This window comes from Bacillus sp. R86525, from assembly GCF_042466195.1.
Lineage (GTDB): Bacteria > Bacillota > Bacilli > Bacillales > Bacillaceae_G > Bacillus_A > Bacillus_A nitratireducens.
The window spans coordinates 1,456,095-1,478,513 of the sequence record NZ_JAXHPX010000007.1 but is presented as its reverse complement, the minus strand read 5'-3'; the positions used below and the strand labels follow the sequence as shown (position 1 = coordinate 1,478,513).

The 22,419-nt window shown below is 34.3% G+C and carries 19 protein-coding genes and 1 riboswitch; of the genes, 8 read left to right on the top strand and 11 right to left on the bottom strand.

Features of this window, described 5'->3' with window-relative positions:
* Window positions 1-24 precede the first annotated feature (24 nt).
* Together SJY24_RS10295 and SJY24_RS10290 are read right to left on the bottom strand one after the other, a co-directional pair.
* Window positions 25-687, bottom strand: coding sequence for a YkyA family protein (locus SJY24_RS10295; protein WP_377864581.1), 663 nt, complete (start codon window positions 685-687; stop codon window positions 25-27).
* A 552-nt stretch (window positions 688-1,239) separates the two neighbouring features.
* Window positions 1,240-1,893 carry a diguanylate cyclase domain-containing protein gene (locus SJY24_RS10290; RefSeq protein WP_377864580.1) on the bottom strand — a complete coding sequence of 218 codons (654 nt, stop codon included), beginning with the start codon at window positions 1,891-1,893 and terminating at the stop codon, window positions 1,240-1,242.
* A 182-nt stretch (window positions 1,894-2,075) separates the two neighbouring features.
* On the opposite strand from SJY24_RS10290, the gene SJY24_RS10285 reads away from it, so the two are divergent.
* Window positions 2,076-2,309 carry an SPP1 phage holin family protein gene (locus SJY24_RS10285; protein WP_377864579.1) on the top strand — a complete coding sequence of 78 codons (234 nt, stop codon included), beginning with the start codon at window positions 2,076-2,078 and terminating at the stop codon, window positions 2,307-2,309.
* Window positions 2,310-2,340: 31 nt separating this feature from the next.
* Here the strand turns inward: SJY24_RS10285 and SJY24_RS10280 are convergent, their stop codons facing one another.
* A complete protein-coding gene (locus SJY24_RS10280) occupies window positions 2,341-2,841 on the bottom strand; it encodes a hypothetical protein (RefSeq protein ID WP_377864578.1) in 501 nt (166 codons plus the stop codon).
* A 613-nt stretch (window positions 2,842-3,454) separates the two neighbouring features.
* Between SJY24_RS10280 and SJY24_RS10275 the strand changes: the two genes are divergently transcribed.
* The 3 genes from SJY24_RS10275 (at window position 3,455) to metE (ending at window position 8,474) form a co-directional block, all read left to right on the top strand.
* On the top strand, window positions 3,455-4,996 hold the full coding sequence (locus tag SJY24_RS10275; RefSeq protein ID WP_377864577.1) for an MDR family MFS transporter: 1,542 nt from the start codon (window positions 3,455-3,457) through the stop codon (window positions 4,994-4,996).
* A gap of 91 nt (window positions 4,997-5,087) precedes the next feature.
* Complete coding sequence (locus tag SJY24_RS10270) at window positions 5,088-5,645, top strand: PadR family transcriptional regulator (protein ID WP_377864576.1); 558 nt, start codon at window positions 5,088-5,090, stop codon at window positions 5,643-5,645.
* A 222-nt stretch (window positions 5,646-5,867) separates the two neighbouring features.
* Window positions 5,868-6,055: riboswitch (cobalamin riboswitch) on the top strand.
* Window positions 6,056-6,185: 130 nt separating this feature from the next.
* Window positions 6,186-8,474 carry a 5-methyltetrahydropteroyltriglutamate--homocysteine S-methyltransferase gene (gene metE / locus SJY24_RS10265; RefSeq protein ID WP_377864575.1) on the top strand — a complete coding sequence of 763 codons (2,289 nt, stop codon included), beginning with the start codon at window positions 6,186-6,188 and terminating at the stop codon, window positions 8,472-8,474.
* A 37-nt stretch (window positions 8,475-8,511) separates the two neighbouring features.
* On the opposite strand, the gene comJ is transcribed toward metE, so the two are convergent.
* Window positions 8,512-8,901, bottom strand: coding sequence for a competence protein ComJ (gene comJ / locus SJY24_RS10260; RefSeq protein ID WP_377864574.1), 390 nt, complete (start codon window positions 8,899-8,901; stop codon window positions 8,512-8,514).
* 35 nt (window positions 8,902-8,936) lie between these two features.
* Window positions 8,937-9,371 carry a DNA-entry nuclease gene (gene nucA, locus SJY24_RS10255; protein ID WP_377864573.1) on the bottom strand — a complete coding sequence of 145 codons (435 nt, stop codon included), beginning with the start codon at window positions 9,369-9,371 and terminating at the stop codon, window positions 8,937-8,939.
* 236 nt (window positions 9,372-9,607) lie between these two features.
* On the opposite strand from nucA, the gene SJY24_RS10250 reads away from it, so the two are divergent.
* Window positions 9,608-10,357: a DUF3967 domain-containing protein gene (locus SJY24_RS10250; RefSeq protein ID WP_377864572.1), complete on the top strand. Its 750-nt coding sequence runs from the start codon at window positions 9,608-9,610 to the stop codon at window positions 10,355-10,357.
* Between the two features lie 58 nt (window positions 10,358-10,415).
* Here the strand turns inward: SJY24_RS10250 and SJY24_RS10245 are convergent, their stop codons facing one another.
* Window positions 10,416-11,690 (bottom strand): ATP-binding protein, encoded by a 1,275-nt coding sequence (locus SJY24_RS10245; RefSeq protein WP_377864571.1) that lies wholly within the window; start codon window positions 11,688-11,690, stop codon window positions 10,416-10,418.
* A gap of 309 nt (window positions 11,691-11,999) precedes the next feature.
* On the opposite strand from SJY24_RS10245, the gene SJY24_RS10240 reads away from it, so the two are divergent.
* Together SJY24_RS10240 and SJY24_RS10235 are read left to right on the top strand one after the other, a co-directional pair.
* Window positions 12,000-12,200, top strand: coding sequence for a hypothetical protein (locus tag SJY24_RS10240; RefSeq protein ID WP_000929279.1), 201 nt, complete (start codon window positions 12,000-12,002; stop codon window positions 12,198-12,200).
* A gap of 117 nt (window positions 12,201-12,317) precedes the next feature.
* Window positions 12,318-13,481: an aminotransferase A gene (locus tag SJY24_RS10235; RefSeq protein ID WP_377864570.1), complete on the top strand. Its 1,164-nt coding sequence runs from the start codon at window positions 12,318-12,320 to the stop codon at window positions 13,479-13,481.
* A 14-nt stretch (window positions 13,482-13,495) separates the two neighbouring features.
* On the opposite strand, the gene malR is transcribed toward SJY24_RS10235, so the two are convergent.
* The 4 genes from malR to SJY24_RS10215 all read right to left on the bottom strand — a co-directional run bounded on the left by malR (window position 13,496) and on the right by SJY24_RS10215 (window position 18,376).
* Window positions 13,496-14,518 carry a maltose operon transcriptional repressor MalR gene (gene malR, locus SJY24_RS10230; RefSeq protein ID WP_377864569.1) on the bottom strand — a complete coding sequence of 341 codons (1,023 nt, stop codon included), beginning with the start codon at window positions 14,516-14,518 and terminating at the stop codon, window positions 13,496-13,498.
* 388 nt (window positions 14,519-14,906) lie between these two features.
* The gene (gene malD, locus SJY24_RS10225; RefSeq protein WP_001022595.1) at window positions 14,907-15,749 is read right to left on the bottom strand and encodes a maltosaccharide ABC transporter permease MalD; all 843 of its coding nucleotides are present in this window, start codon (window positions 15,747-15,749) and stop codon (window positions 14,907-14,909) included.
* On the bottom strand, window positions 15,750-17,051 hold the full coding sequence (gene malC, locus SJY24_RS10220) for a maltosaccharide ABC transporter permease MalC (protein WP_377864568.1): 1,302 nt from the start codon (window positions 17,049-17,051) through the stop codon (window positions 15,750-15,752).
* Between the two features lie 65 nt (window positions 17,052-17,116).
* Window positions 17,117-18,376, bottom strand: a complete 1,260-nt coding sequence (locus SJY24_RS10215) for an extracellular solute-binding protein (protein ID WP_377864567.1) — start codon at window positions 18,374-18,376, stop codon at window positions 17,117-17,119.
* A gap of 325 nt (window positions 18,377-18,701) precedes the next feature.
* Here SJY24_RS10215 and SJY24_RS10210 point away from each other — a divergent pair, with 325 nt between their 5' ends.
* Window positions 18,702-20,462, top strand: coding sequence for an alpha-glycosidase (locus SJY24_RS10210; protein WP_377864566.1), 1,761 nt, complete (start codon window positions 18,702-18,704; stop codon window positions 20,460-20,462).
* Between the two features lie 39 nt (window positions 20,463-20,501).
* On the opposite strand, the gene SJY24_RS10205 is transcribed toward SJY24_RS10210, so the two are convergent.
* Window positions 20,502-22,178, bottom strand: coding sequence for a glycoside hydrolase family 13 protein (locus SJY24_RS10205; RefSeq protein ID WP_377864565.1), 1,677 nt, complete (start codon window positions 22,176-22,178; stop codon window positions 20,502-20,504).
* Window positions 22,179-22,419: the final 241 nt, after the last annotated feature.

Here is a 22,419-nt window from a genome sequence, read left to right as displayed (position 1 = left end):
TGGCCTAATATAGGCCAAACTGTTTTATTTTTTCTCTTCTTTAATTTTAATATTTGCTTGTTTATAAAAAGCTATTTTTTCTGTATTATAAGATTTCGTAAATTCATTAAACTTGTCTTTTTCTGATTCAATATCCTTATAAGATTGATTTACTACTTTTACTTTTTCACTAATATCTTTTAATTTCGTACCTTTATCTTGTAACATTGTATATAATTCTTTTTCTTGCTTTAACGATTTATTATAGCTATCATACATCTTGTTAAATGAATCATGTCGTTTCTCATATGTGCTTTTCACTTTATCCGCTTGATCTTTCAATTTCTTATCTTCAATTTTATTCACATATTTATCTGCTGATTTCACTTCTTCTTGTGCTTTATTTAAAGATTCTTTTTCTTTTGTAAGCACTTTTTCTCGTTCATCTGTATTTTTCGCTGCTTGATTCAGTTTTTCCTTAACAGTTTGATTATTATCTTTTCCTTCTTGAACAATCTGGTTATATAATTCTTGTCCCTCTTTCTCTAAAGTTTCAAGTTTCTTCGCATCTTCAAACATTGTTTTTTCTTGCTTTGCAGCATTTTCAAATGCAACATATAATTCCTCTTCTGGTTTCGGTCCGAAACAACCGGCTAGTAAAGTCAGTGATAATGCAGTTACAATTGCTAATTTACTATATTTCAACATCTTTTTCCTCCTATTAGTAAACGATCATCGTGCCAAAAATCCCATGAAAACATATAACTTCTTTATCTATTTCACGCTCGCATCTTTTTTACGAAGATCATCAATAATTATTTATACTGCTTGTACAATTTTAGCACTTGAAATTATGTAATATCTTAAAACATAAAGGTATTTACTTTAATCTTACCTACTGCAAGAAACACTATAATGTTTCACCTGATAAAAGATAATCTATAACCTCTCACGTCTATCATTCCCTTTCTCACTTTCTACCAAATAACCTCTTTGTCCATTTTACATAGTGCGAAGATGACCTCGCAACTCTTACAAAGATTCTTCTAATTTCTTAAAAAGGAAAAGTGTAGAGCATGTTTTCCTCTACACTTTTAAACTGAAAACATTGTGCAAAATGCATTGATACGTCCACACACAATTATATGCTGATTCCATATATTTTTAAAGACTTTTGTTACAAAAAAAGTTTTTCTTGTAACAAAAGTCAAAAAAATGTTACAAAAAATGCTTTATATCATACTTCCTCAAATCAAAATTTCATTCATGACTTTGCAAGTTTCTATAATTATACAATTGATTTTGTGCTTTTTTAAGCAAATCTTCAAAGGTTTTCCCTTCTATTGGATAACTTGCAGCCCCAAATAATAGTGTGACATTTAATAAATCATTCGCTATTTCATTTTGAATATTTTTGATTAATCGATTTGTTATTGTTGACTTTTCATAGCCATTATCAACAGCTACGATAACATATTTATTTTCATCCCACCTCGTCACTACATCACCCTTTCGAACTGTCTTTACAATTGTACGTTCTACTCTTTGGACTAACTCATCTAATTTTTTTTCTTGCACTGTGTCTTTTAATACATCCCATTCTTTTACAGAAAGGATATACACTGTAATATTACGAGAATCTCTTTCTGATAAAGCAGCTACTTTCCCGAAAAAATCAACGACAAAATCGTTGTTCGTCATTCCTCCTACTTCAATATTTCCATGCGTATTCGCTCTTTTATCGTACCAATGTCCAAAATAACAGCTTAGTATCATTTGCAATATATAAATAATAAAGACAGTTAAAAATGATCGCGAATCCAGCTTAGCGATTACATCCTGAAGTGCGATCCATTCTGTAACCGCAACTGTGTTCCCAAGTAATAACCCACTAATTTTCCCTTTATATTTCATACTCTCCCTCCTTTTTATACCAATATATGTTTCTATAACAATATACGTTTCTATAACAATAATGTTTTTCTACAAAATAAAAAATGTACATATTTAATGTACATTTCTACTTAAGCTTGTATACCTTTTCTAATTCATTTCATATATATAATATATATCGTTTTTAGAAAGGGGTGATATATATGCTTCAAAAAGAAAATCTATCAGATATTATGCGCTTACTAGCTGGCTTTTTATTATCATTAAAATTACTATTTAACTCTTTCGGAATAAACTTCATTACAAACGATCAAATTGACGCTCTAGTAAATGTTATTTCATTTCTATTCATTCTATATTTTGGATACAAAAATAACTATGTTGGAAAAAAAGGAATGGAACAAAAAAAATTACTCAAGAAGCATAATCTTCATTAAAGAAGGAACCTTTCGCGTAGGTTCCTTCTTCTCATTTTCTGACAACCACTTCATTTGTTTGTAGCGGTCCATATGATACTCCTTTATATTGAAATGTATATGTAGCCTGAAATAATGCATTTGGAGGAGCTTTATCTTTATTTGCTTTTATTTGACAAATTAATTCTACCTTTTCACCCGGCGATAAATTATCGATTCGCCACCTTACGAGCTGAAATAAAAACTCACTTATTCCCTTATCTGCTCTTAAAGAGTTTGGAATATACGCGAAATAATCTCGAATCATATGACTTACAACTACTCGTGAAATCATTTCAACGCCTTTATTTTCAACTTCAAGTCGAATAATTAGTATGTCATTAACATCATAGATCATCTCATATGAAAAATTTTCTTTATACATACTACGGATTTGTAATGTGACTGCTACATTTGGTGCTTCCGTGTCCTTTTTAGAACCATCAATCCACAAAACTGGCTGTAACGGTATAGAATACCTTCCTTGATCCGTAATTCGTTTCCATATTTTCATAATATATTCACCTCATTCCAGATGTATCATCTATACAACTTTCTTCTGCCTCCCGACGCAATAAACTACACTTGGAAAAAATATTGAGCTTGTTACAAACCACCTTTAATTTTTCTTTTCCTTTTATCCTATTCGACAATATAAAGAAAAAACCATTTTTAATAGGTTGGCACAGGTTATTGTTTATTAAATATTTTTTTACAATTTCCTTCCTTGACTACATAACAAAATCAACTCTTACTCTCTCTTTTTGTCAATATAATAAAGTGAAACTTTAATCAGTGGGGGTTGTCCATCCCCCACTGATTATTAGCCCTCACCAATCGGGCTTTTACGGGTAATTGATCTCCCACCTAACTTCCTCGCATTCGCCGAATTTTTGGGTGGGAGTCTTACTGCCCGTTAAAGCGGGATAAAATAATTTGGCGGTAGAAAACATTTGCCTTTTAGTCAAATTTGACTATAATATAATCTATGATTTCCATTCTTTATATCATGTAGGCTCAAATTTTTATAAATAAAGAGGAAATGAAACAAACTACACACAAAGATTTTTCATGCACTGCATCTAAAAACTTAAGCTAGTGTAATTTTTATTAAAGGAGGGCTACTTTTGGAAGCACAACTATCAAAAAACGAAGCAAGTAAAACAAAATTTGTTGTTGCTGGTTTACTACTTGGTATTCTAATGGCAGCAATGGATAACACAATAGTCGCAACTGCGATGGCAACAATCGTTGGAGACTTAGGAGGGTTCGACAAATTCGTTTGGGTCACATCTGCATATATGGTAGCAACAATGGCCGGTATGCCTATTTTCGGTAAGCTATCTGATATGTACGGACGGAAACGCTTTTTTATTGGTGGACTAATTCTTTTCTTATTCGGTTCTGCACTTTGCGGGACAGCAACAAGTATTGAACAACTAAGTATTTATAGAGCCATTCAAGGAATTGGCGGTGGCGCTCTGATGCCTATCGCATTTACAATTATGTATGATATATTCCCACCTGAAAAACGAGGGAAAATGACAGGTCTATTTGGTGCTGTTTTCGGAACATCCAGTGTTTTCGGGCCTTTATTAGGTGCTTACATTACAGATTATATAAGTTGGCACTGGGTCTTCTATATTAATATTCCATTAGGACTTATTTCCTTCTTCTTCATTACTAAATACTACAACGAGTCTCTAGAATATCGAAAACAAAAAATCGACTGGGCTGGTGCTATTACACTTGTCGTTAGTATCGTTTGCTTAATGTTTGCCCTGGAACTTGGCGGTAAAGAATATGCATGGGACTCTAATTTGATTATTGGTTTATTTTCAACTGTTGTTATTACGCTTATTATCTTCTTCTTCGTAGAAAGAAACGCAACAGAGCCTATTATTTCTTTCCATTTATTTAAAAAACCTTTATTTGCTGCTAGCCAAGGTGTTGCCTTTTTCTATGGCGCAGCTTTTATCATCTGTACAGTTTATATTCCAATCTTCGTTCAAGGTGTTCTCGGTGGTTCAGCCTCAAATGCTGGATTAATTTTGACACCCATGATGGTAGGGTCTGTAATTGGAAGTCAAGCTGGCGGACAGTTAGCTTCACGAACAAGTTATCGTAACATCATGATAGCATCCGGAGTGTTCTTCGTTCTTGGTATTTATTTACTAAGTACTTTAACAATGGAAACACCTCGTACACTTGTAACAACGTTTATGGTGCTTGCTGGACTTGGGGTTGGATTCTCCTTCTCAGTTTTAAGTATGGCATCTATTCATAAACTAGAAATGAGAGATCGCGGTTCTGCTACATCAACGAACTCATTCTTCCGTTCACTTGGAATGACCCTTGGTGTAACGATTTTCGGTACAATTCAAAATCATATTTTTACTGATAAATTAAACACTGTATTCCCACCTGAACTAGCAAAAATGGCTCCAAAAGGTGGAGACACAAGCTTTTTATTATCACCAAATGCCGCTGACAAACTACCTCCTGAAGTACTGAGTGGTATTAAGGATGCTCTTGCAACATCTATTGCCAATACATTTTTCTGGGCACTTATCCCAGCTGTACTAAGTATAATTTGTATTTTACTTATGGGAAATGAACGTCTTTTAACAGGTCCGAAAACGAAGCAAAAACAAAAACAAGTAAGCTAATATAGAAAAACGAAACGGTATATCCCTTTATGAAAGAGGATATACCGTTTATAATATATATAAAGTTTCTATATACAGGAGTTGAGACAGCATGAGCATGAAGTTAGTCATTCTCGGCTTGTTACTCGAAGGAGATAAACATCCATATGAAGTTCAACACATCATGAAAGAACGACAAATGGATTGTTATATTAAATATGCAAAAGGATCGCTATACTATGCCTTCGAGCAATTAGAAAAACAAGGTGCGATTAGCGTTACCCATATTGTTCGAGATACGAATAGACCAGATAAAACAATCTTCCATATAACAGAAGAAGGAAAAGCACTTTTCCACACTTTATTATTAAAACAATTTGAAGCGAAAAACCAAATATATAAACCTATTTATTCTGCGCTCTCTTTCGCTCACTTTAGCGACGAACAAGAACTAGTTCCTATTTTAGAAAAAAAGAGAGATGATACAACGCTATATTTACATACAATGCAAACGATATACGATCATAACAAACAACTAGTTCCTCGTGCTCAACTATATATTTTACAAAGCGTCATTGAGCATATTAACGTTGAGTTACGTTGGCTAAACACACTCTTACAAGATGCTGCTGTAGGTCGTCTTTCAGAAATAGGTGTAGATAATGATTAAGTTTTTCTAAAAGAGGTGCCCCCTCTTTTAGAAAAACTTAATACTATAATTATTCCCCACAACTCAAAATACCCTCATTTTAATAATAAATCCCATTAAAAACTCTTAATTTTCTGAATAAAAAGAAATAAAAAACTTTAGAATTTTCTTATTTTAAAACAGTGGACAAAATTCCGAAAATTGTGTTAGAATTTGTTTCAATATCATATTGCTTGTTACATTCCTTTCAAAAGGAAAATAGGTACACGAACATTTCATTTCGTGTTTAAAAGGGAAGTTTGGTGAAACTCCAACACGGTCCCGCCACTGTAAATGCTAAGATTTCTTTTTTGTGCCACTGTGAAAACGGGAAGGTGAAAGAAATTATATGAAGCATAAGTCAGGAGACCTGCCTATTTTAACAACACTGATAGACTCACGGATGATGATGAGGTGTTAAGTGCAAAAAGGAAGGCTTATTTTTCTATGCCTTTATGCTTTTTGTTACAGGTATTTCCTAGTAAACGGAAATGCTTACTTTCAATTAGGGAGGAATTTAAAATGGCAATTCAAACAAGTAACTTAGGTTATCCACGTATCGGACTACAACGAGAGTGGAAAAAAACATTGGAAGCTTTTTGGTCCAATAAAATTGATGAAGAACAATTTTTAACGACAATGAAAGAAATTCGCCTTCAACACGTCAAAGTACAGCAAGAAAAAGGAATTGAATTAATTCCAGTTGGCGATTTTACATATTATGACCACGTTCTGGATACAGCCTACATGTTAGGGTTCATCCCGTCACGTTTTTCAGAGTTTACATCTTACCTTGATGTATATTTTGCGATGGCACGTGGTTCTAAAGATCACGTTGCTTCTGAAATGACAAAATGGTTTAACACAAACTATCATTATATTGTTCCTGAATATGAAGAAGGATTACAAATCTCATTAAAAGACAATCGTCCTCTTCGTTTATATGAAGAAGCGAAAAAAGAGTTAGGCGTTGATGGAAAACCAGTTATTTTAGGACCTTATACATTCCTAAAACTAGCAAAAGGTTATAACGAAGATCAATTTGCCACTATTTTAAAAGAGCTAGTTGCACCTTATGTTCAATTATTCACTGAATTACACGCAGCTGGAGCACAAGTTATTCAAGTTGACGAACCAATCTTCGCATCTTTAACAAAAGATGAAATTAATCAAGCGAAAGAACTTTACGAAGCTATTCATAAAGAAGTTCCGAATGCTAATCTTCTTCTCCAAACATATTTTGATAGTGTAGAAGAGAACTATGAAGAAATTATTACATTCCCTGTTTCCGGTATTGGATTAGACTTTGTTCATGGCAAAGAAGGTAATATAAATGCTATTTCAAAATATGGATTCCCAGCTGATAAAATTTTAGCTATCGGCTGTATAGATGGCCGTAACATTTGGAGAGCTGATCTTGATGATGTACTTTCTTTATTTACAACATTACAAAATCAAATTGCAGCAAAAGGTTTAATTGTTCAGCCTTCTTGTAGCTTATTGCATACTCCAATTGATAAAACAGAAGAAGCACACTTATCAACTGAATTATTTGATGCACTTGCATTTGCTAATCAAAAATTAGAAGAACTAGTTCTTATCCATTCTGCTCTTACTAAAGGTGTAGAAAGCATCAGTAGCGAGCTGACAACATATCGTAATGCACATAATGCCATCCGCTCATCAGCTGCACGTAATCGTGAAGATGTAAAACTTGCAAGTACATCACTTAAAGAAGATGATTTCTCACGTCCTCTTCCATTTGAAAAACGATATGAACTACAGCAAGTTGCTTTACAATTACCGTTGTTACCAACAACAACTATCGGTAGCTTCCCGCAAACATCTGAAGTTCGTCAAACTCGTAAACAGTGGCGTAACGGTGATATTACAAATGAACAATATAATCAGTTCATTGAAAAGGAAACTGCGAAGTGGATTCGTTACCAAGAAGATATTGGTCTTGATGTACTAGTTCATGGTGAATTCGAAAGAACTGATATGGTGGAATATTTTGGTGAAAGACTTGCTGGTTTCTCCTTTACTAAAAACGGATGGGTACAATCATACGGTTCTCGTTGCGTAAAACCACCTGTTATTTATGGCGATGTTGCCTTTATAAATGGAATGACTATTAAAGAAACTATATATGCACAAAGCTTAACAGAGAAAGTAGTAAAAGGTATGCTCACTGGACCTGTCACTATTTTAAATTGGTCATTCGTTCGAAATGATATTTCACGAAAAGAAGTTTCATATCAAATTGCACTAGCACTTCGTCATGAAATTGAATTACTTGAATCTTCCGGAATAAGAGTAATCCAAGTCGATGAGCCCGCACTTCGTGAAGGTATGCCGTTAAAAGAGAAAGATTGGGATGCATACATTACATGGGCAGTTCAATCATTCCTTTTAGCAACATCTTCTGTAGCAAACGAAACACAAATTCACACCCATATGTGTTACAGTAACTTCGAAGATATTGTAGATGCCATTCGTGCGTTAGATGCAGATGTTATTTCTATCGAAACATCAAGAAGTCATGGAGAATTTATTGATACATTAAAACATACAACATATGAAAAAGGAATTGGTCTAGGTGTATATGACATTCATAGTCCACGTGTCCCAAGTAAAGATGAGATGTTCGCAATCGTAGAACAATCTTTACAAGTATGTGATCCTAAATATTTCTGGATTAATCCAGACTGTGGTTTAAAAACTAGAAGAACGGAAGAAGTTATTCCGGCTTTAGAACACATGGTACAAGCAGCAAAAGATGCTCGTTCCCTTTTAAAAACAAACGCATAATAAAAATGGGTTATCCTCCAAAAGGATAACCTATTTTTTATTCTTTACTTTCAAAAAAGAATTCATATTGTATTTTATATAATTCATCATCCGTTGGCTCTTCAAGAGGAATTGCCTGTAATACAACGGTATACTCACCATTTGGAATAGGGATCTGAAATTTATTTGAAAGAATACTCGCTACAACGATACATTCATTTTCAACTGTAAAAGGAACCGCAACCGTTCTAATCACTTCTTCTTTCTCAATATGTTTTCCACAAGTCACTTTTACTTCACAAGTATAATCAGAGAGCGCTTCAAAAATAACAGTTCCATCCGCCTTAGCATAACCTCTTTCAAAATCTTCATCTGTCCAATCTACGTAAGGCTGCTCACCGTCATAGTTCATCAACATTAATTGTGAATAAGAAATTGTTAACTCCATAGTTCCCTTCTCCTTCATTATGAAATATGCAACTACTACTTCACTTCAAATTTCACACGCTTACCATCTGGATATTTGTCTAGCTTATTCCCTACCCAAGAACCTGCACCGCGGTTATCTGCTGGACTTATATATTCAATATGAGCTCCCTTTCCGCCTTCCTTACACATCGCCATCGGCCATTCATCGCGATCATAACCTTTTTTCGTCGGATATGGCGCTAACGATAATTTCCTTCTATCAGCTGCACCATTACGATCAATTGTACACATTTCTGAATGCCCTTCTTTTATAGCATCCGCTATATGTTTCCCGGTCTCTGGATATCGTTCTTTCGGGAACTCTAAAATTTGATCATACGTAGTTGTTTTTTTAGTACTTGTCTCTTCTGGCACAAGTACTTCATATACTGCTACCAAAAGAGAAAGAATTGCAATAATTGAAATGATAATACCTTTTAATTGCTTCATGTGTACCTCCGTGTTCCTACCAATTTCTTTTCCTCAGCTATTATAACAAACTTCTTCTATGTATGTTTTCAGACATTATTTTAGTTCTTCCTCTCCATTCCGCCAAAAACATTCATTTTTCCTCATCTTTTCACTAATGCTGTAGAAAACTAATAACCTTCCGACATTCTTTTTCAAAGGAAGTCCTCATAAAAGATTGAAATGATATATACGATACTTTTTGGGGAGGAAATATTATGGAAGCTATTTATAAAACGAAAGATGTTACAAATAAAACAGGTATCCCAAAACATATAGTCCGAAAATATAGCCAACTCTTAGAGGAACACGGTTATATCATTTCAAAAACAGCTGATGCTCGTATTTATAAATTGGATGATTTAAAACTATTGAAATCTATACATGAAAGAGCTGCTACATTACAAGAAGATATTTCAGAAACAATACCTATTATTTTAAAAGAGAAAGAGGCCCCACCTGTACCTGTTATTCAAGATAAGCAAGAAATACAACCAAAAGAAAAAGAAGATGGGCGTAACTTTGAGGAGTTCATGTTAAAACTTGAAATGCTTGCTCAATTAAATGAAGCAATTATTCATCAAAACTCTACTCTCATTACACAAAATCGTTTAAAAGACGAGAAATTAGATGAACTTATGCAACAAGTTTATGTAAAGGAAGGATCTCAAGAAAAAATGTTACAAGATCTAGTTGATCACGCCGCTCAAACAGATTCACTCCAGAAAGAAAAGATGGACTTATTAATGAATCATATGTATAAGCGAGAATCTAAACAAGAAGAAAAAATGAATAAACTTGTCCATCAAATTTACAATAAAGACAGCAGCCGTGATGCACAACTTATGCAAGTTATTCGCGAAATTCAAGAAACAAAAAGATTAGTCGCCGCCTCAAAAGAGCAAAGCTTCTTTCAATCATTTAGAAGTTTATTCATTCGAACAAAACAGGAAAAAACAAATGAATAAACTTCTGTATATTTTCTAATGCACAATAAAATAAAAAGTTACCTTCTGCCGGTAACTTTTATTCCTTATATCGTACAGCTGGCAATATAATAATAGCTTCAGTTCCTTTTCCACTTTCACTTTTATATTCCAATGTACCATTATGCGCTTGTAAAATACTAAATGTTACCATAAGACCTAATCCTGTTCCTTTTTCTTTTAAAGAATAATACGGTTGTCCAAGCCTTGTTAACTGTTCTTTTGTCATTCCAACGCCACTATCTTTAACTCTTATTATTATCATTTCATCTTTTTGAATAGCCGTTACTTTTAAATACCCTTTGTTTCCTTGAATTGCTTCAATACCATTTTTAACAACATTCATAATAGCTTGCTTCAATTTCGTTTTATCACCGATAGTATAAAGGCTCTCAGAAATCTCAACTTGTAAATAAACGCCCTGCATCGCTGCAAATGATGACATAAGCGTTGTCATTTCAATTAATTGTGCTGATAAACAAATATGTTCTTTTTTTTCAATTTGAGGCCTTGCTAAATTTAAATAATCTGAAATAATCTGTTCAGCACGATCCAGTTCAGCTAATACGAGACGCATATAATCTTTGTTTTTTACGTCTTCCGTACTCTCTAGCAATTGAATAAACCCACGTACCACAGTGAGCGGATTTCGAACTTCATGTGCAACACTTGCAGCTAACTCACTTACAATATTAAGTTTTTCTGATTTTTGCATTTCTGTACGCAATAATGCATTTTCGTTTAAATACTCAGTCAAATACACTTGAAACACCATTGTCATAACCATGATAAGTGATGCAAATATATACCCACTATATAGATTAGATATGTACGGTGTAAAACCTGTTTCTAAAAGGACATTCAACATCCCAAATACTAATGAAACAAGAACATAAAATGATGCAATCATAAAAGCTAATATTAGCTTCTTATCTCTTGAAAAAAGAGACCATTTCTTTGACAAAAACAATGGAATTATTGAAAGAAATATAACTTCTACGATAGGCAACCAACTGAGTCCCTTAACAATCCATTCATATGCAACAAAAATAATGGCAGGGATGAGCCCGACAACCCCACCATATAAAAAACCACTAACAATTGGGATTGGATGAAAATTGTATCCGCAAACGGTACCAAAACAAATAGAGTATGTCATGGAGAGAACGAGTGTAACGCTAGATAAAAACATAATAAAGTAGCGATTAGGCTTCGGAAGCATTTCTTGATAACGATTTAAACGAATCGCTTCATATAAAAATAGTGGTAAAATAATGATGGCAATTTGGATCATTAAATCACGAATCAGCTCCATAGCCTCTCATCCCCTATATGTATTTTGATATGATTATATCATTTTATAAGTTGATTTGTTTTAAAATTTTGATTTTTCTTAACATATTTGTTAATTATTTGTTAACAACTAATAATAAATGTTACAGATTTCCGAAATGATTGTAAACCCTGTACCAAATTTCCTTCATGCAGTATACAATGAATACGGATTACAAAGAAATTAAAAAACACTTCACTAGACGGACAACTATCGCAAAATACAGCATATAATCCATACTATCTATGTTTACAAATAAGTGATCATTACTTTAGTAGGAGGAAGATAAAAATGGCGGGTACTACGCTTGTTTTAAAAGAAGAAAATTTGGTTGTGCTAGAAAACGTTGAAAAATCAGTATACGAAGAACTGCAACATAAAGCAGGGGAAGATAACTGTACATGTGCTGTAAATGAATCCGTTGTCCATCTCGGCAAAGTATCTTCCGTACTTTGGAACGAAGATGAAATAGATTGGGAATACGGTTATTAAAAAGTCGCTTTCAGCGGCTTTTTTCTTTTCTCTCTTTCTAAATAACATATGCAAAGCGTAATCATAGAAAATATGATAAAATGGACTTAATTTTCAAACGGAAGAAAGGGAGATACAATGGAACAATTCATTAATCCTAGAGTGAAGGACATCCAGATTTCTGGAATTCGCCAGTTTTCTAATATGATTCAAAACTATGATAATCTTATCTCTTTAACAATTGGGCAACCCGATTTCCCCACACCTTCTCTAGTAAAAGAAGCAGCTAAACGGGCCATTACAGAAAATTATACAAGCTATACACATAACGCTGGTTTACTAGAATTACGCAAGGCAGCTTGTAACTTTGTAAAGGACAACTACAATTTACATTATTCACCTGAAAACGAAACCATTGTTACAATCGGTGCTAGTGAAGCGATCGATGTTGCATTCCGAACTATTTTAGAACCAGGAACGGAAGTAATTTTACCTGCTCCTATTTACCCTGGTTACGAGCCGATTATTCGACTATGTGGTGCAACTCCTATTTTTATAGATGTTCGTGAAACTGGATTTCGTTTAACAGCTGAAGCATTGCAACATGCAATTACAGAACGAACAAGATGCGTCGTTTTACCGTATCCTTCTAATCCAACTGGTGTTACCTTATCAAAAGAAGAATTAGAAGATATTGTATCTGTCTTAAAAGATAAAAATATTTTCGTTCTTTCTGATGAAATTTATAGTGAACTTGTATATGAAGAAAAACACACATCTATCGCTCGTTTCCCAGAAATGCGTGATAAGACGATCGTCATTAACGGCTTATCAAAATCACATTCTATGACCGGCTGGCGTATCGGACTTTTATTTGCTCCAGAATATTTAGCAAAACACATATTAAAAGTTCATCAATACAATGTTACATGTGCTACTTCAATCGCTCAGTATGCTGCAATCGAAGCTTTAACAGCTGCTAAAGATGCCCCGAAGATGATGCGCTATCAATACAAAAAACGCCGTGATTACGTATATAATAGACTCATTCAAATGGGTTTAACGGTTGAGAAGCCAACAGGTGCATTTTATTTATTCCCATATGTTGGACATTTAACATCTTCATCATTTGATTTTGCACTTGATCTTGTAAAAGAAGCCGGGCTAGCCGTTGTTCCTGGAACAGCATTTTCGGAATACGGTGAAGGCTACCTTCGCCTTTCCTATGCTTATAGCATCGAAACTTTAAAAGAAGGCTGTGACCGTTTAGAAGCCTTTCTAAAGCAAAAAGCTAAGAGTTAAACTCTTAGCTTTTTTTATGCATACTGATCACAAGTTTGACGCTTCAGTAATTTATGTGGAATAATGATACACTTTGCAGTTGACTCAGCATTCTCTACTTTATCAACTAAAGCTTTTGCTGCTTCATATCCTAGCTGATATATATTCACATCAACTGTCGAAAGCGGAGGACTCGCAATTTCTGATAATAAAGCATTATTAAAGCTTACAATAGAAACATCCTTCGGTACAACGAATCCTTTTTTAGAAAGTGCGCTTAGTACACCAAGTCCAATTAAATCATCCGTTGCCATAATTGCCGTCGGTGGTTGCTTCAGTCCCATTAACTCCTCAACGGCTTGTTGACCACTTTCTCTTGAAAAATCAAAATGTAAAATATACTCTTTCGGTAATACAATGTCTGCTAGTTTTAAAGCATCGCTCATACCGGCTAATCGATCTCTCGTTACAAGTAAATCTGATCCACCACCAATGAACGCGATCTGTTTATGGCCTAGTGAAATTAAATATTCTGCCACTTCTCTTGCAGCTGTATAATTGTCATTATCTACATATGTAATTTCATCTTTTCGATCATATGGTTTTCCAATTAAAACAAACGGGAAGTTTTGGTCATGCAAGTATTGAATAATCCGATCGTTCTCTCTTGAATATAAAAGAATAATACCACCGATTTGACGCCCTTGTACCATTTTTACAACACCATTAAAAATTTCATCTTCCGTTTCACCAGTCGACATATAAAGCGCATACCCTTCCACATGTGCAAATGAACTAATTCCTCTTATAACTTCTGGGAAAAACGGATTTTGAAAAGCTTTACTTGCAGAACTCGGCATAACAAGACCAAGTGTCTTCGTCGTTTGGTTCGCAAGGTTTCTTGCATTTAAATTTGGATGATACCCTAATTCACTCATTACTTTTCGAACACGGCGCTTTGTCTTTTCACTTATACTTGGATTATCAGCAATTACACGAGAAACAGTTGATGGTGCTACGTTCGCCTTCTTCGCCACATCTTTAATTGTAACTGTCATAAAAATCCCCTCCTTTCACTTCTCTGCCATTTTCATATATTTTATCCCGCTATTTACCGGGCAGTAAGACCCCCACCTCAAAATTCAGCGAAAACAAAGAAGTTAGGTGGGGGATGAACAAAACCCCCACTGATTAAAGTTTCACTTTATCTTGCACCCGTTGCAAGTCATAGGAGAAGTCATAAACTGTCATTTATTTATTCTATCTTGCAAAACTTATCATATTCTCCCTCTCCATGTATTGTAAGGGATATAGCTCTTTTTTCCTATACTATAATATACTATTTATTTCACTTCTTTTCATATGCGATGTCAAATCTCTTTTCATCTCTCTATAAATTTTTTTATAGAGAGATGAAAAGAAAAATGGGACATAATGTCCCATTTCTCATCCTTTCGTACCTCCAGCTGTTAAACCAGAAATAAAGTATTTTTGTAGTGATAAGAATAAAATCGAAATCGGGATTGCAATTAATACGGAACCGGCTGCAAACGTTGTAAATTCATTACCAAATTTCTTCGCTACCATTTCATAGAGTCCAACTGCTAAAGTATAATTTTCCGGTGTGCGCAAAATAATACTCGCTAAAATGAAATCTGTAAATGGACCGATGAAAGTGAATAACGCTACAACTGCCACGATTGGCTTTGCAAGTGGCATAATGATTTGCCAAAAAATACGGAAATGTCCAGCTCCATCCATACGAGCTGATTCATCCAGCTCTTTCGGAATCGTATCAAAATACCCTTTCATAAGCCATGTATTCATAGGGATTGCTCCACCTACATAAATTAAAATTAATGCAAGATGTGTATCGATTAATCCTGTTAACTGCGCTAATACGTATAGTGCGATTAACGCTGCAAAGTTTGGAATCATTTGCAGAATTAAAAATGTTAATAAACCATTTTTCCTTCCAACAAAACGGTATCTCGAAAATGCATAAGCAGTAAAACTAATTGCTAACACTGAGAAAATCATCGTTAAAACACTTACTTTTAATGTGTTTTTATACCATAGTAAATAATTACTATTCTCTAAATCTAATAACTTACGATAATGATCTAACGTTGCATTTTGCGGAATAATACTTGATCCAGATAAACTATCACCCGGATTAAACGATGAGCCAATAATCCATAATAATGGATAGAAAATGATGGCACACATTACGAAAATAACGAAATAACTTAATGAGAGACGTAACATCTTTTGTCTTTTAATATTCATTTACATCATATCCTCTTCTTGGAATGATTTTGTTCTCTTAAATTGCCATAACGCAACTGTAATAACGATTAACGATAAGATCATTGTAAGAGCTGCTGCTTTCCCGTACTGCGCCGAAGTCATCGTTAACTTATAAATCCATGAAATTAAAATATCTGTTCCACCTGCATCTTGTCCAGCTACAGCAGGACCTCCGCCGTTAAATAGATAGATGATACTAAAGTTATTAAAGTTAAACGTATATTGCGTAATTAATATTGGTGCTGTTGCATATAGAACAAGTGGCAATGTAATTTTACGGAACTGTTGCCAAGCTGTAGCTCCATCTACTGTAGCCGCTTCATATAATTCTCCTGGAATCGATTGCAGTATACCTGTCGTCATTGCAAAGACGAACGGGAATCCGAGCCACGTTTGAATCATAATTAAAGCAATCTTCGCCCAAAATGGATCTGTCATCCAAGCAATCTTTTCAATTCCGAATAAAGCTAATACTTGATTGTTAATTGCTCCAAATGTTTCATTAAACATACCAGAGAAAACAAGAATAGATACGAATGCTGGAACTGCCCACGGTAAAATGAAGATTGTTCGAATAATTGCCTTTCCTTTAATACCAGGCTGATTTACGATAATCGCTAAGAAAATACCAAGCGTAACTTGTAATGTCGTTGCAACGAATGTCCAAATGACAGTCCAAGAAAATACGCTTAAAAATGTCTCTCTCCACATCGGTAATGTGAAAATATCAATAAAGTTTTTAAAGCCCACCCAATCTACTAATTTAGCTGGAGGAGAGTGGTATAAATCATAATTCGTAAATCCAATTAAAATTACGAAGATGATTGGAAATACAACTACAAAGATAAGTAATAGAAAACCTGGTGAAACCATTAAATATGGAAAACCTTGATCTAGTAAATTACGGTATTGCTCTTTTACAGAGTTTAATGGGGTTCCTATATCACGTTTCTTCCCGTTTTGATATGCATCATATAAATTAAATCCATATATTCCGAGTCCAAACACGATGACGATAAGTGCCAAGATCCCTTCCACTAATAGAAAGACAGAATGGTCACGTGGAACTTCTGTACCGAGTGTTACAATTCCCCATAATCCCATATTTAATAAATCAGCAAATGCTACAATAAATGAACCTGTTAATACTAGAAAAATAAGACCTTTTACAAATTGTTTATTATACATTTGGCCTATGCCTGGAATGATTGATAACATGGTTGCCATTTTCCTATGTTTTGAACCTTTTAAGCCGTTTGCTGGTTCCATAGATGTTTGCATGTTCCTTCCCCCTTTTTTCTTGGGAGAGAATTCGTGCCTCTTATAGTAGAGGCACGAATTTCACCTTATTTTTTCTTACTATGATTTGCCTCAATATTACCTTTAATTTGCTTCACTGCATTATCAAGTGCTGCTTTTGGTGCCTCTTTATCCGTAACAACTAATTGAAGCGCATCTCCAGCTGGTTTCCATACTTCTTGCATTTCCGGAATATTCGGCATCGGAACTCCATTTTCTGATTGAGTTGCAACCGCTTTTGCAGCTTCATTATCTTTAATAATTGGATCTTCCATTACTGATTTTACTGGAGGAATTTCTTTTGTTTTCTCAAATCGAATTTTTGCATTTTCTTCATTAGTTACCCACTCGGTGAATTTTGTAGCTAAATCATTTTGTTTAGAGAAGCTTGTTACATGCCATCCTTTTACGCCAACAAATGTTTTCATTGGTTGACCATTTGGTAATTTCGGCATTGGAGCAACACCATAATCAATTCCGTTCTTTTCCATCGCTTGGAATGCCCACGGTCCGTTCATAATAGACGCTGCTTTCCCTTCATTGAATAATCCGTCCGCAGCAGGGCCACCAGATTCACCAATAATACCTTTCGGGAATAACTTTTCTTTGTACCATTTTTGAAGATATTCAGCACCTTGTACTGCTCCACTATTATTTAATCCAACATCACCTGCATTTGGCTTTCCGTCTTTCTCACCAAATACATATCCGCCCATACCTGCCATAAACGCGTTAGCAAAGTAGAAGTTATCTCCTAATGCTAAAAATCCGTACTTGCCATCCTTCGTAAAGTCTTTTGAGAAGTTAAACAGCTCGTCCATCGTTTCTGGTGCTTTTTGCATTAATTTTTTATTGTAAATAAAAACTGGTGTTTCAATTGCTTTTGGTAAACCATATAATTTTCCGTTATATGTCTGTGCTTCTATTGATAAGTCAGTAAATTTACTCTTCACAGCATCATCTGCTTTTACTTCAGAAAGTAAGCCTTCTGTTACTGCATTTCCAATTTGATCGTGTGGCAATGTTACAACATCCGGTCCCGTCCCCGCAGGTCCATCAAGACGTAACTTCTTCACTTGATCTGTCATTTGCATTTCAACAACTTTAACTTTTACTTTATATTTTTCCTCAAAGCTTTTCACTGCTGGTTCTAAACCAACACCTTTTTTATCATCTTCCCAAACGAGAAGATCATAATCTTTCTTCTCTTTACTTGCTTCCTTTTTCCCTGAATCTTTCGGTCCACATGCAGATAACATACCGATTGACAATGCTGAAATCGTTAATAGTGATAATGCTTTCTTCATCCCAAAAAACCTCCCTAAATTGTCTATGTACCCTAGAAATTGAAAACGTTTGCATTGAATAGTTTAATAGAAGCGCAAACAATATCTCAATCTATGAAAACGTTTGCGCTATTTGTCTATCATTATACATTCTTTTATTCATTTTGCAAATATTAATTTTCAAAATAATCTCCTCATACTCTTTATTCATTGACTTTACATAAAATGAATACTACTCTTATAAGCAATATTAAAGTTATGTTAAAGGAAATCGTTTGCAACATAATCTTTATTATTTCATTTTAGGTAACAATATGTATAGAGATATTAAAGGGGGATTTTCTATATGCTTAAAGAAGCGATCTATCATAGGCCAAAAGATAATTATGCATACGCTTACAACAAAAAAACAATTCACATCCGAATACACACAAAAAGAGATGATGTTCACAGCGCCGCCCTCATCTACGGTGATCCGTATGAATGGCAAGATGGGAAATGGATTACTGCGAGTACACCTATGAAAAAAACCGGATCTACTGATTTATTTGATTATTGGTCGGTTTCAATCGAACCGAAATTTAAACGCTTACGATATGGATTCGAATTAAAAAACGACGTAGACACTCTTATTTATACAGAAAGAGGATTTTTTTCTAACATTCCAAATGACGATGTCGGTAACTTTTTCTGCTTTCCATTCATTCATACAAAAGACGTTTTCATGGCACCATCTTGGATTAAGGACACAGTATGGTATCAAATCTTCCCGGAACGATTCGCTAACGGGGACAGCTCATTAAATCCGATAAACACCCTTCCTTGGGGAAGTACCGAACCAACTCCAACTAATTTTTTCGGAGGAGATTTTGCTGGTATTCTTCAAAATCTTGATTACCTTGTGAAGCTTGGAATCTCTGGCATTTATTTCACTCCTATTTTTAAAGCACATTCGAATCATAAATATGACACAATTGACTACATGGAAATCGATCCACAATTTGGGACGAAAGAAACTTTCAAAGAACTCATTGAAGCATGTCATACACGTGGTATAAAAGTAATGCTCGATGCCGTGTTTAATCATAGCGGATACTTTTTCGATAAATTTCAAGACGTACTAAAGAATGGTGAGAAGTCAGCATATAAAGAGTGGTTCCACATTCATGAATTCCCAATTATAACCGAGCCACTTCCAAATTACGATACTTTCGCATTTACACCGTATATGCCTAAATTAAATACAGCACACCCAGATGTAAAAGAATATTTACTTGAAGTAGGACGTTATTGGGTAAGAGAATTTAATATTGACGGTTGGCGCCTGGATGTCGCAAATGAAGTCGATCACAGCTTTTGGAGAGAATTCCGAAGTGAGATAAAAGCATTAAATCCTGAAGTATATATTTTAGGAGAAATTTGGCACGATGCACTCCCATGGCTACAAGGAGATCAATTTGATGCTGTCATGAGCTATCCTGTTACAAACGCTCTACTTTCTTACTTTGCTAACGACTCCATTAAAGCAAGTGAATTCATGAAACAAATTACAGAATCTCTACATTCCTACTCTATGAATGTAAATGAAGCAGCATTTCATTTATTAGATAGCCATGATACTCCAAGAATTTTAACAATATGTAACGGAGATAAAAATAAGTTAAAGTTACTCTATGTATTCCACCTTTCTTTCATCGGCTCTCCTTGTATTTATTACGGAGATGAAATTGGTATGGATGGCGGCATGGACCCGGATTGCCGCAAATGTATGATTTGGGATACAAAAGAACAAGACCACGTATTATTTACACATATACAAACATTAATATCATTACGGAAACAATATAAATCATTTGGAGGACACGGTATTTTTCAATTTATCGAAGCAAATGATGAACATAATTATATTTCTTATACAAAAACATATGAAGATGAAACTATCTTTTTCGTTTTAAACCCTACTAACGGTGACGTTACAGCTTCACTCCCACTTCATATTACCGGAAAAAAAATACTTAACATTTATACAAACGAAGAATTTTCAGCGGAAGCAAGTGTATTACAAGTTACACTTCCACCGTACGGATTCTCTATTTTAAAATGGTAATAGAAAAAGCCTTATGCCAGGATGGCATAAGGCTTTTTCTTATTTCAATTTAAATACCATTGCTTCATACGGTCGTAATATAATATTTTCTATCGATACATTTTCTACGTCATAATTGTGTATTAATAACTCTGATTCGTTATAAATAATGTCCTCAGGTAATTCGAATACACCTTCATCCGCAGTGAAGTTTGCAATCACCAGAAGCTTTTCTTCTCCATATGTTCTTACATAAGCAAAAATAGAAGGATTATTTTCTAGTATTAAATCATATGATCCATACACAATAATCTCATTATTTTTACGTAACTCAATTAATTTTTTATAGTAATAAAAAATTGAGTTTTCATCTTGGATTGCATGCTCCACATTAATCTCTTTGTAATTAGGGTTTACCGCAATCCATGGCTCACCTGTTGTAAATCCAGCGTGATTCTTATCGTCCCACTGCATTGGCGTTCTAGCGTTATCTCGGCCTTTTATATAAATAGATTCCATTACTTTTTCTTTCTCTTCGCCACGGTCTTCCACTTTTTCTTTATACATATTTAACGTTTCAATATCTCGATATTCATCAATTGATTGGAATCGAACGTTCGTCATTCCGATTTCTTCTCCTTGATAAATATACGGTGTTCCTTTCATCATATGAAGCAGCGTCGCTAACATTTTCGCAGATTCAGTACGGTATATTCCATCATCACCAAAACGAGATACAACGCGAGGCTGATCATGGTTATTCCAATAAAGGCTATTCCATCCTGTATGCTCTAATGCTTTTTGCCACTTTGTTAAATTCTCTTTTAAAGTAAGAAGTGAGCACGGTTTTACATCCCATTTCCCACCTTCTCCAGAATCTAAATCCATATGTTCAAATTGGAATACCATTTGTAGTTCTTTTCTAGCATCACCTGTATATAATTTAGCCTCTTCTGTCGTTACACCTGGCATTTCCCCAACCGTCATAATGTCATAATGAGACAATACTTCTTCATTCATTTCATGCAAATATTTGTGAATGTTCGGACCGTTCATAAAATGTTTATGCCCTGAAACATATCCTTCTTCATCCGTTTCAACAGCTGGTAAGCCTTCTTCTTTAGAAATAAAATTAATAACATCCATACGGAATCCATCAATTCCTTTTTCTAACCAAAACTTCATCATGCCATAAACATCTTGTCTTACCTTTGCATTATCCCAGTTTAAATCTGGTTGTTTTTTAGAAAACAGATGTAGATAATATTCGTCTGTCATTTCATCATATTGCCATGCAGAGCCACTAAACGCTGCTCCCCAGTTATTCGGCTCTTTCCCTTCATTTCCAGGACGCCATATATAATAATCTCTATATTTATTATCTTTCGATTTACGTGATTCAATAAACCAATTATGTTCATCTGAAGTATGATTAACAACTAAGTCCATCATAAGTTTCATATTACGTTTATGCATTTCATGTAATAGTTCATCCCAGTCTTCCATTGTTCCGAACTCATTCATAATTTTACAATAATCACTTATATCATAACCATTATCATCATTTGGAGATTCATAGACTGGTGATAACCAAATTACATCAATACCCAATTCTTTTAAGTAATCTAGCTTTGAAAGAATGCCACGAAGATCCCCTATGCCATCACCGTTACTATCCATAAAACTACGAGGATAAATTTGATATACTACACTTTCTTTCCACCATTGCTTTTCCATTATGCTACCCCATTTCATCTATACTATATTTTTTTCTTTTTAAGGCGCAAACGTTTTCATTAATGAATGATAACAGATTCTATCTTAATTTAAAATAGCGCTTACAATATTTATTCTTCTTTTTCTAAGAAAACGAGCGAAACTTACTATATTTTCTTGCAGAAATGAAAACGTTTTATTTTTTTCTAGTGTTTTTATTTCTTTTTTGAATCTATTCGTTTATAATGAATTCAAAGAAAAC

Bases quoted from the DNA above. Each gene is read 5' to 3' on its own strand.
- SJY24_RS10245 (WP_377864571.1), bottom strand. From the start codon at position 11,690: ATGGAGCTGATTCGTGATTTAATGATCCAAATTGCCATCATTATTTTA.
- SJY24_RS10280 (WP_377864578.1), bottom strand. From the start codon at position 2,841: ATGAAAATATGGAAACGAATTACGGATCAAGGAAGGTATTCTATACCG.
- comJ (WP_377864574.1), bottom strand. From the start codon at position 8,901: ATGGAGTTAACAATTTCTTATTCACAATTAATGTTGATGAACTATGAC.
- SJY24_RS10240 (WP_000929279.1), top strand. From the start codon at position 12,000: ATGGCGGGTACTACGCTTGTTTTAAAAGAAGAAAATTTGGTTGTGCTA.
- SJY24_RS10290 (WP_377864580.1), bottom strand. From the start codon at position 1,893: ATGAAATATAAAGGGAAAATTAGTGGGTTATTACTTGGGAACACAGTT.
- malD (WP_001022595.1), bottom strand. From the start codon at position 15,749: ATGAATATTAAAAGACAAAAGATGTTACGTCTCTCATTAAGTTATTTC.
- SJY24_RS10235 (WP_377864570.1), top strand. From the start codon at position 12,318: ATGGAACAATTCATTAATCCTAGAGTGAAGGACATCCAGATTTCTGGA.
- SJY24_RS10250 (WP_377864572.1), top strand. From the start codon at position 9,608: ATGGAAGCTATTTATAAAACGAAAGATGTTACAAATAAAACAGGTATC.
- malC (WP_377864568.1), bottom strand. From the start codon at position 17,051: ATGCAAACATCTATGGAACCAGCAAACGGCTTAAAAGGTTCAAAACAT.
- SJY24_RS10205 (WP_377864565.1), bottom strand. From the start codon at position 22,178: ATGGAAAAGCAATGGTGGAAAGAAAGTGTAGTATATCAAATTTATCCT.
- metE (WP_377864575.1), top strand. From the start codon at position 6,186: ATGGCAATTCAAACAAGTAACTTAGGTTATCCACGTATCGGACTACAA.
- nucA (WP_377864573.1), bottom strand. From the start codon at position 9,371: ATGAAGCAATTAAAAGGTATTATCATTTCAATTATTGCAATTCTTTCT.
- malR (WP_377864569.1), bottom strand. From the start codon at position 14,518: ATGACAGTTACAATTAAAGATGTGGCGAAGAAGGCGAACGTAGCACCA.
- SJY24_RS10270 (WP_377864576.1), top strand. From the start codon at position 5,088: ATGAGCATGAAGTTAGTCATTCTCGGCTTGTTACTCGAAGGAGATAAA.
- SJY24_RS10210 (WP_377864566.1), top strand. From the start codon at position 18,702: ATGCTTAAAGAAGCGATCTATCATAGGCCAAAAGATAATTATGCATAC.
- SJY24_RS10215 (WP_377864567.1), bottom strand. From the start codon at position 18,376: ATGAAGAAAGCATTATCACTATTAACGATTTCAGCATTGTCAATCGGT.
- SJY24_RS10295 (WP_377864581.1), bottom strand. From the start codon at position 687: ATGTTGAAATATAGTAAATTAGCAATTGTAACTGCATTATCACTGACT.
- SJY24_RS10285 (WP_377864579.1), top strand. From the start codon at position 2,076: ATGCTTCAAAAAGAAAATCTATCAGATATTATGCGCTTACTAGCTGGC.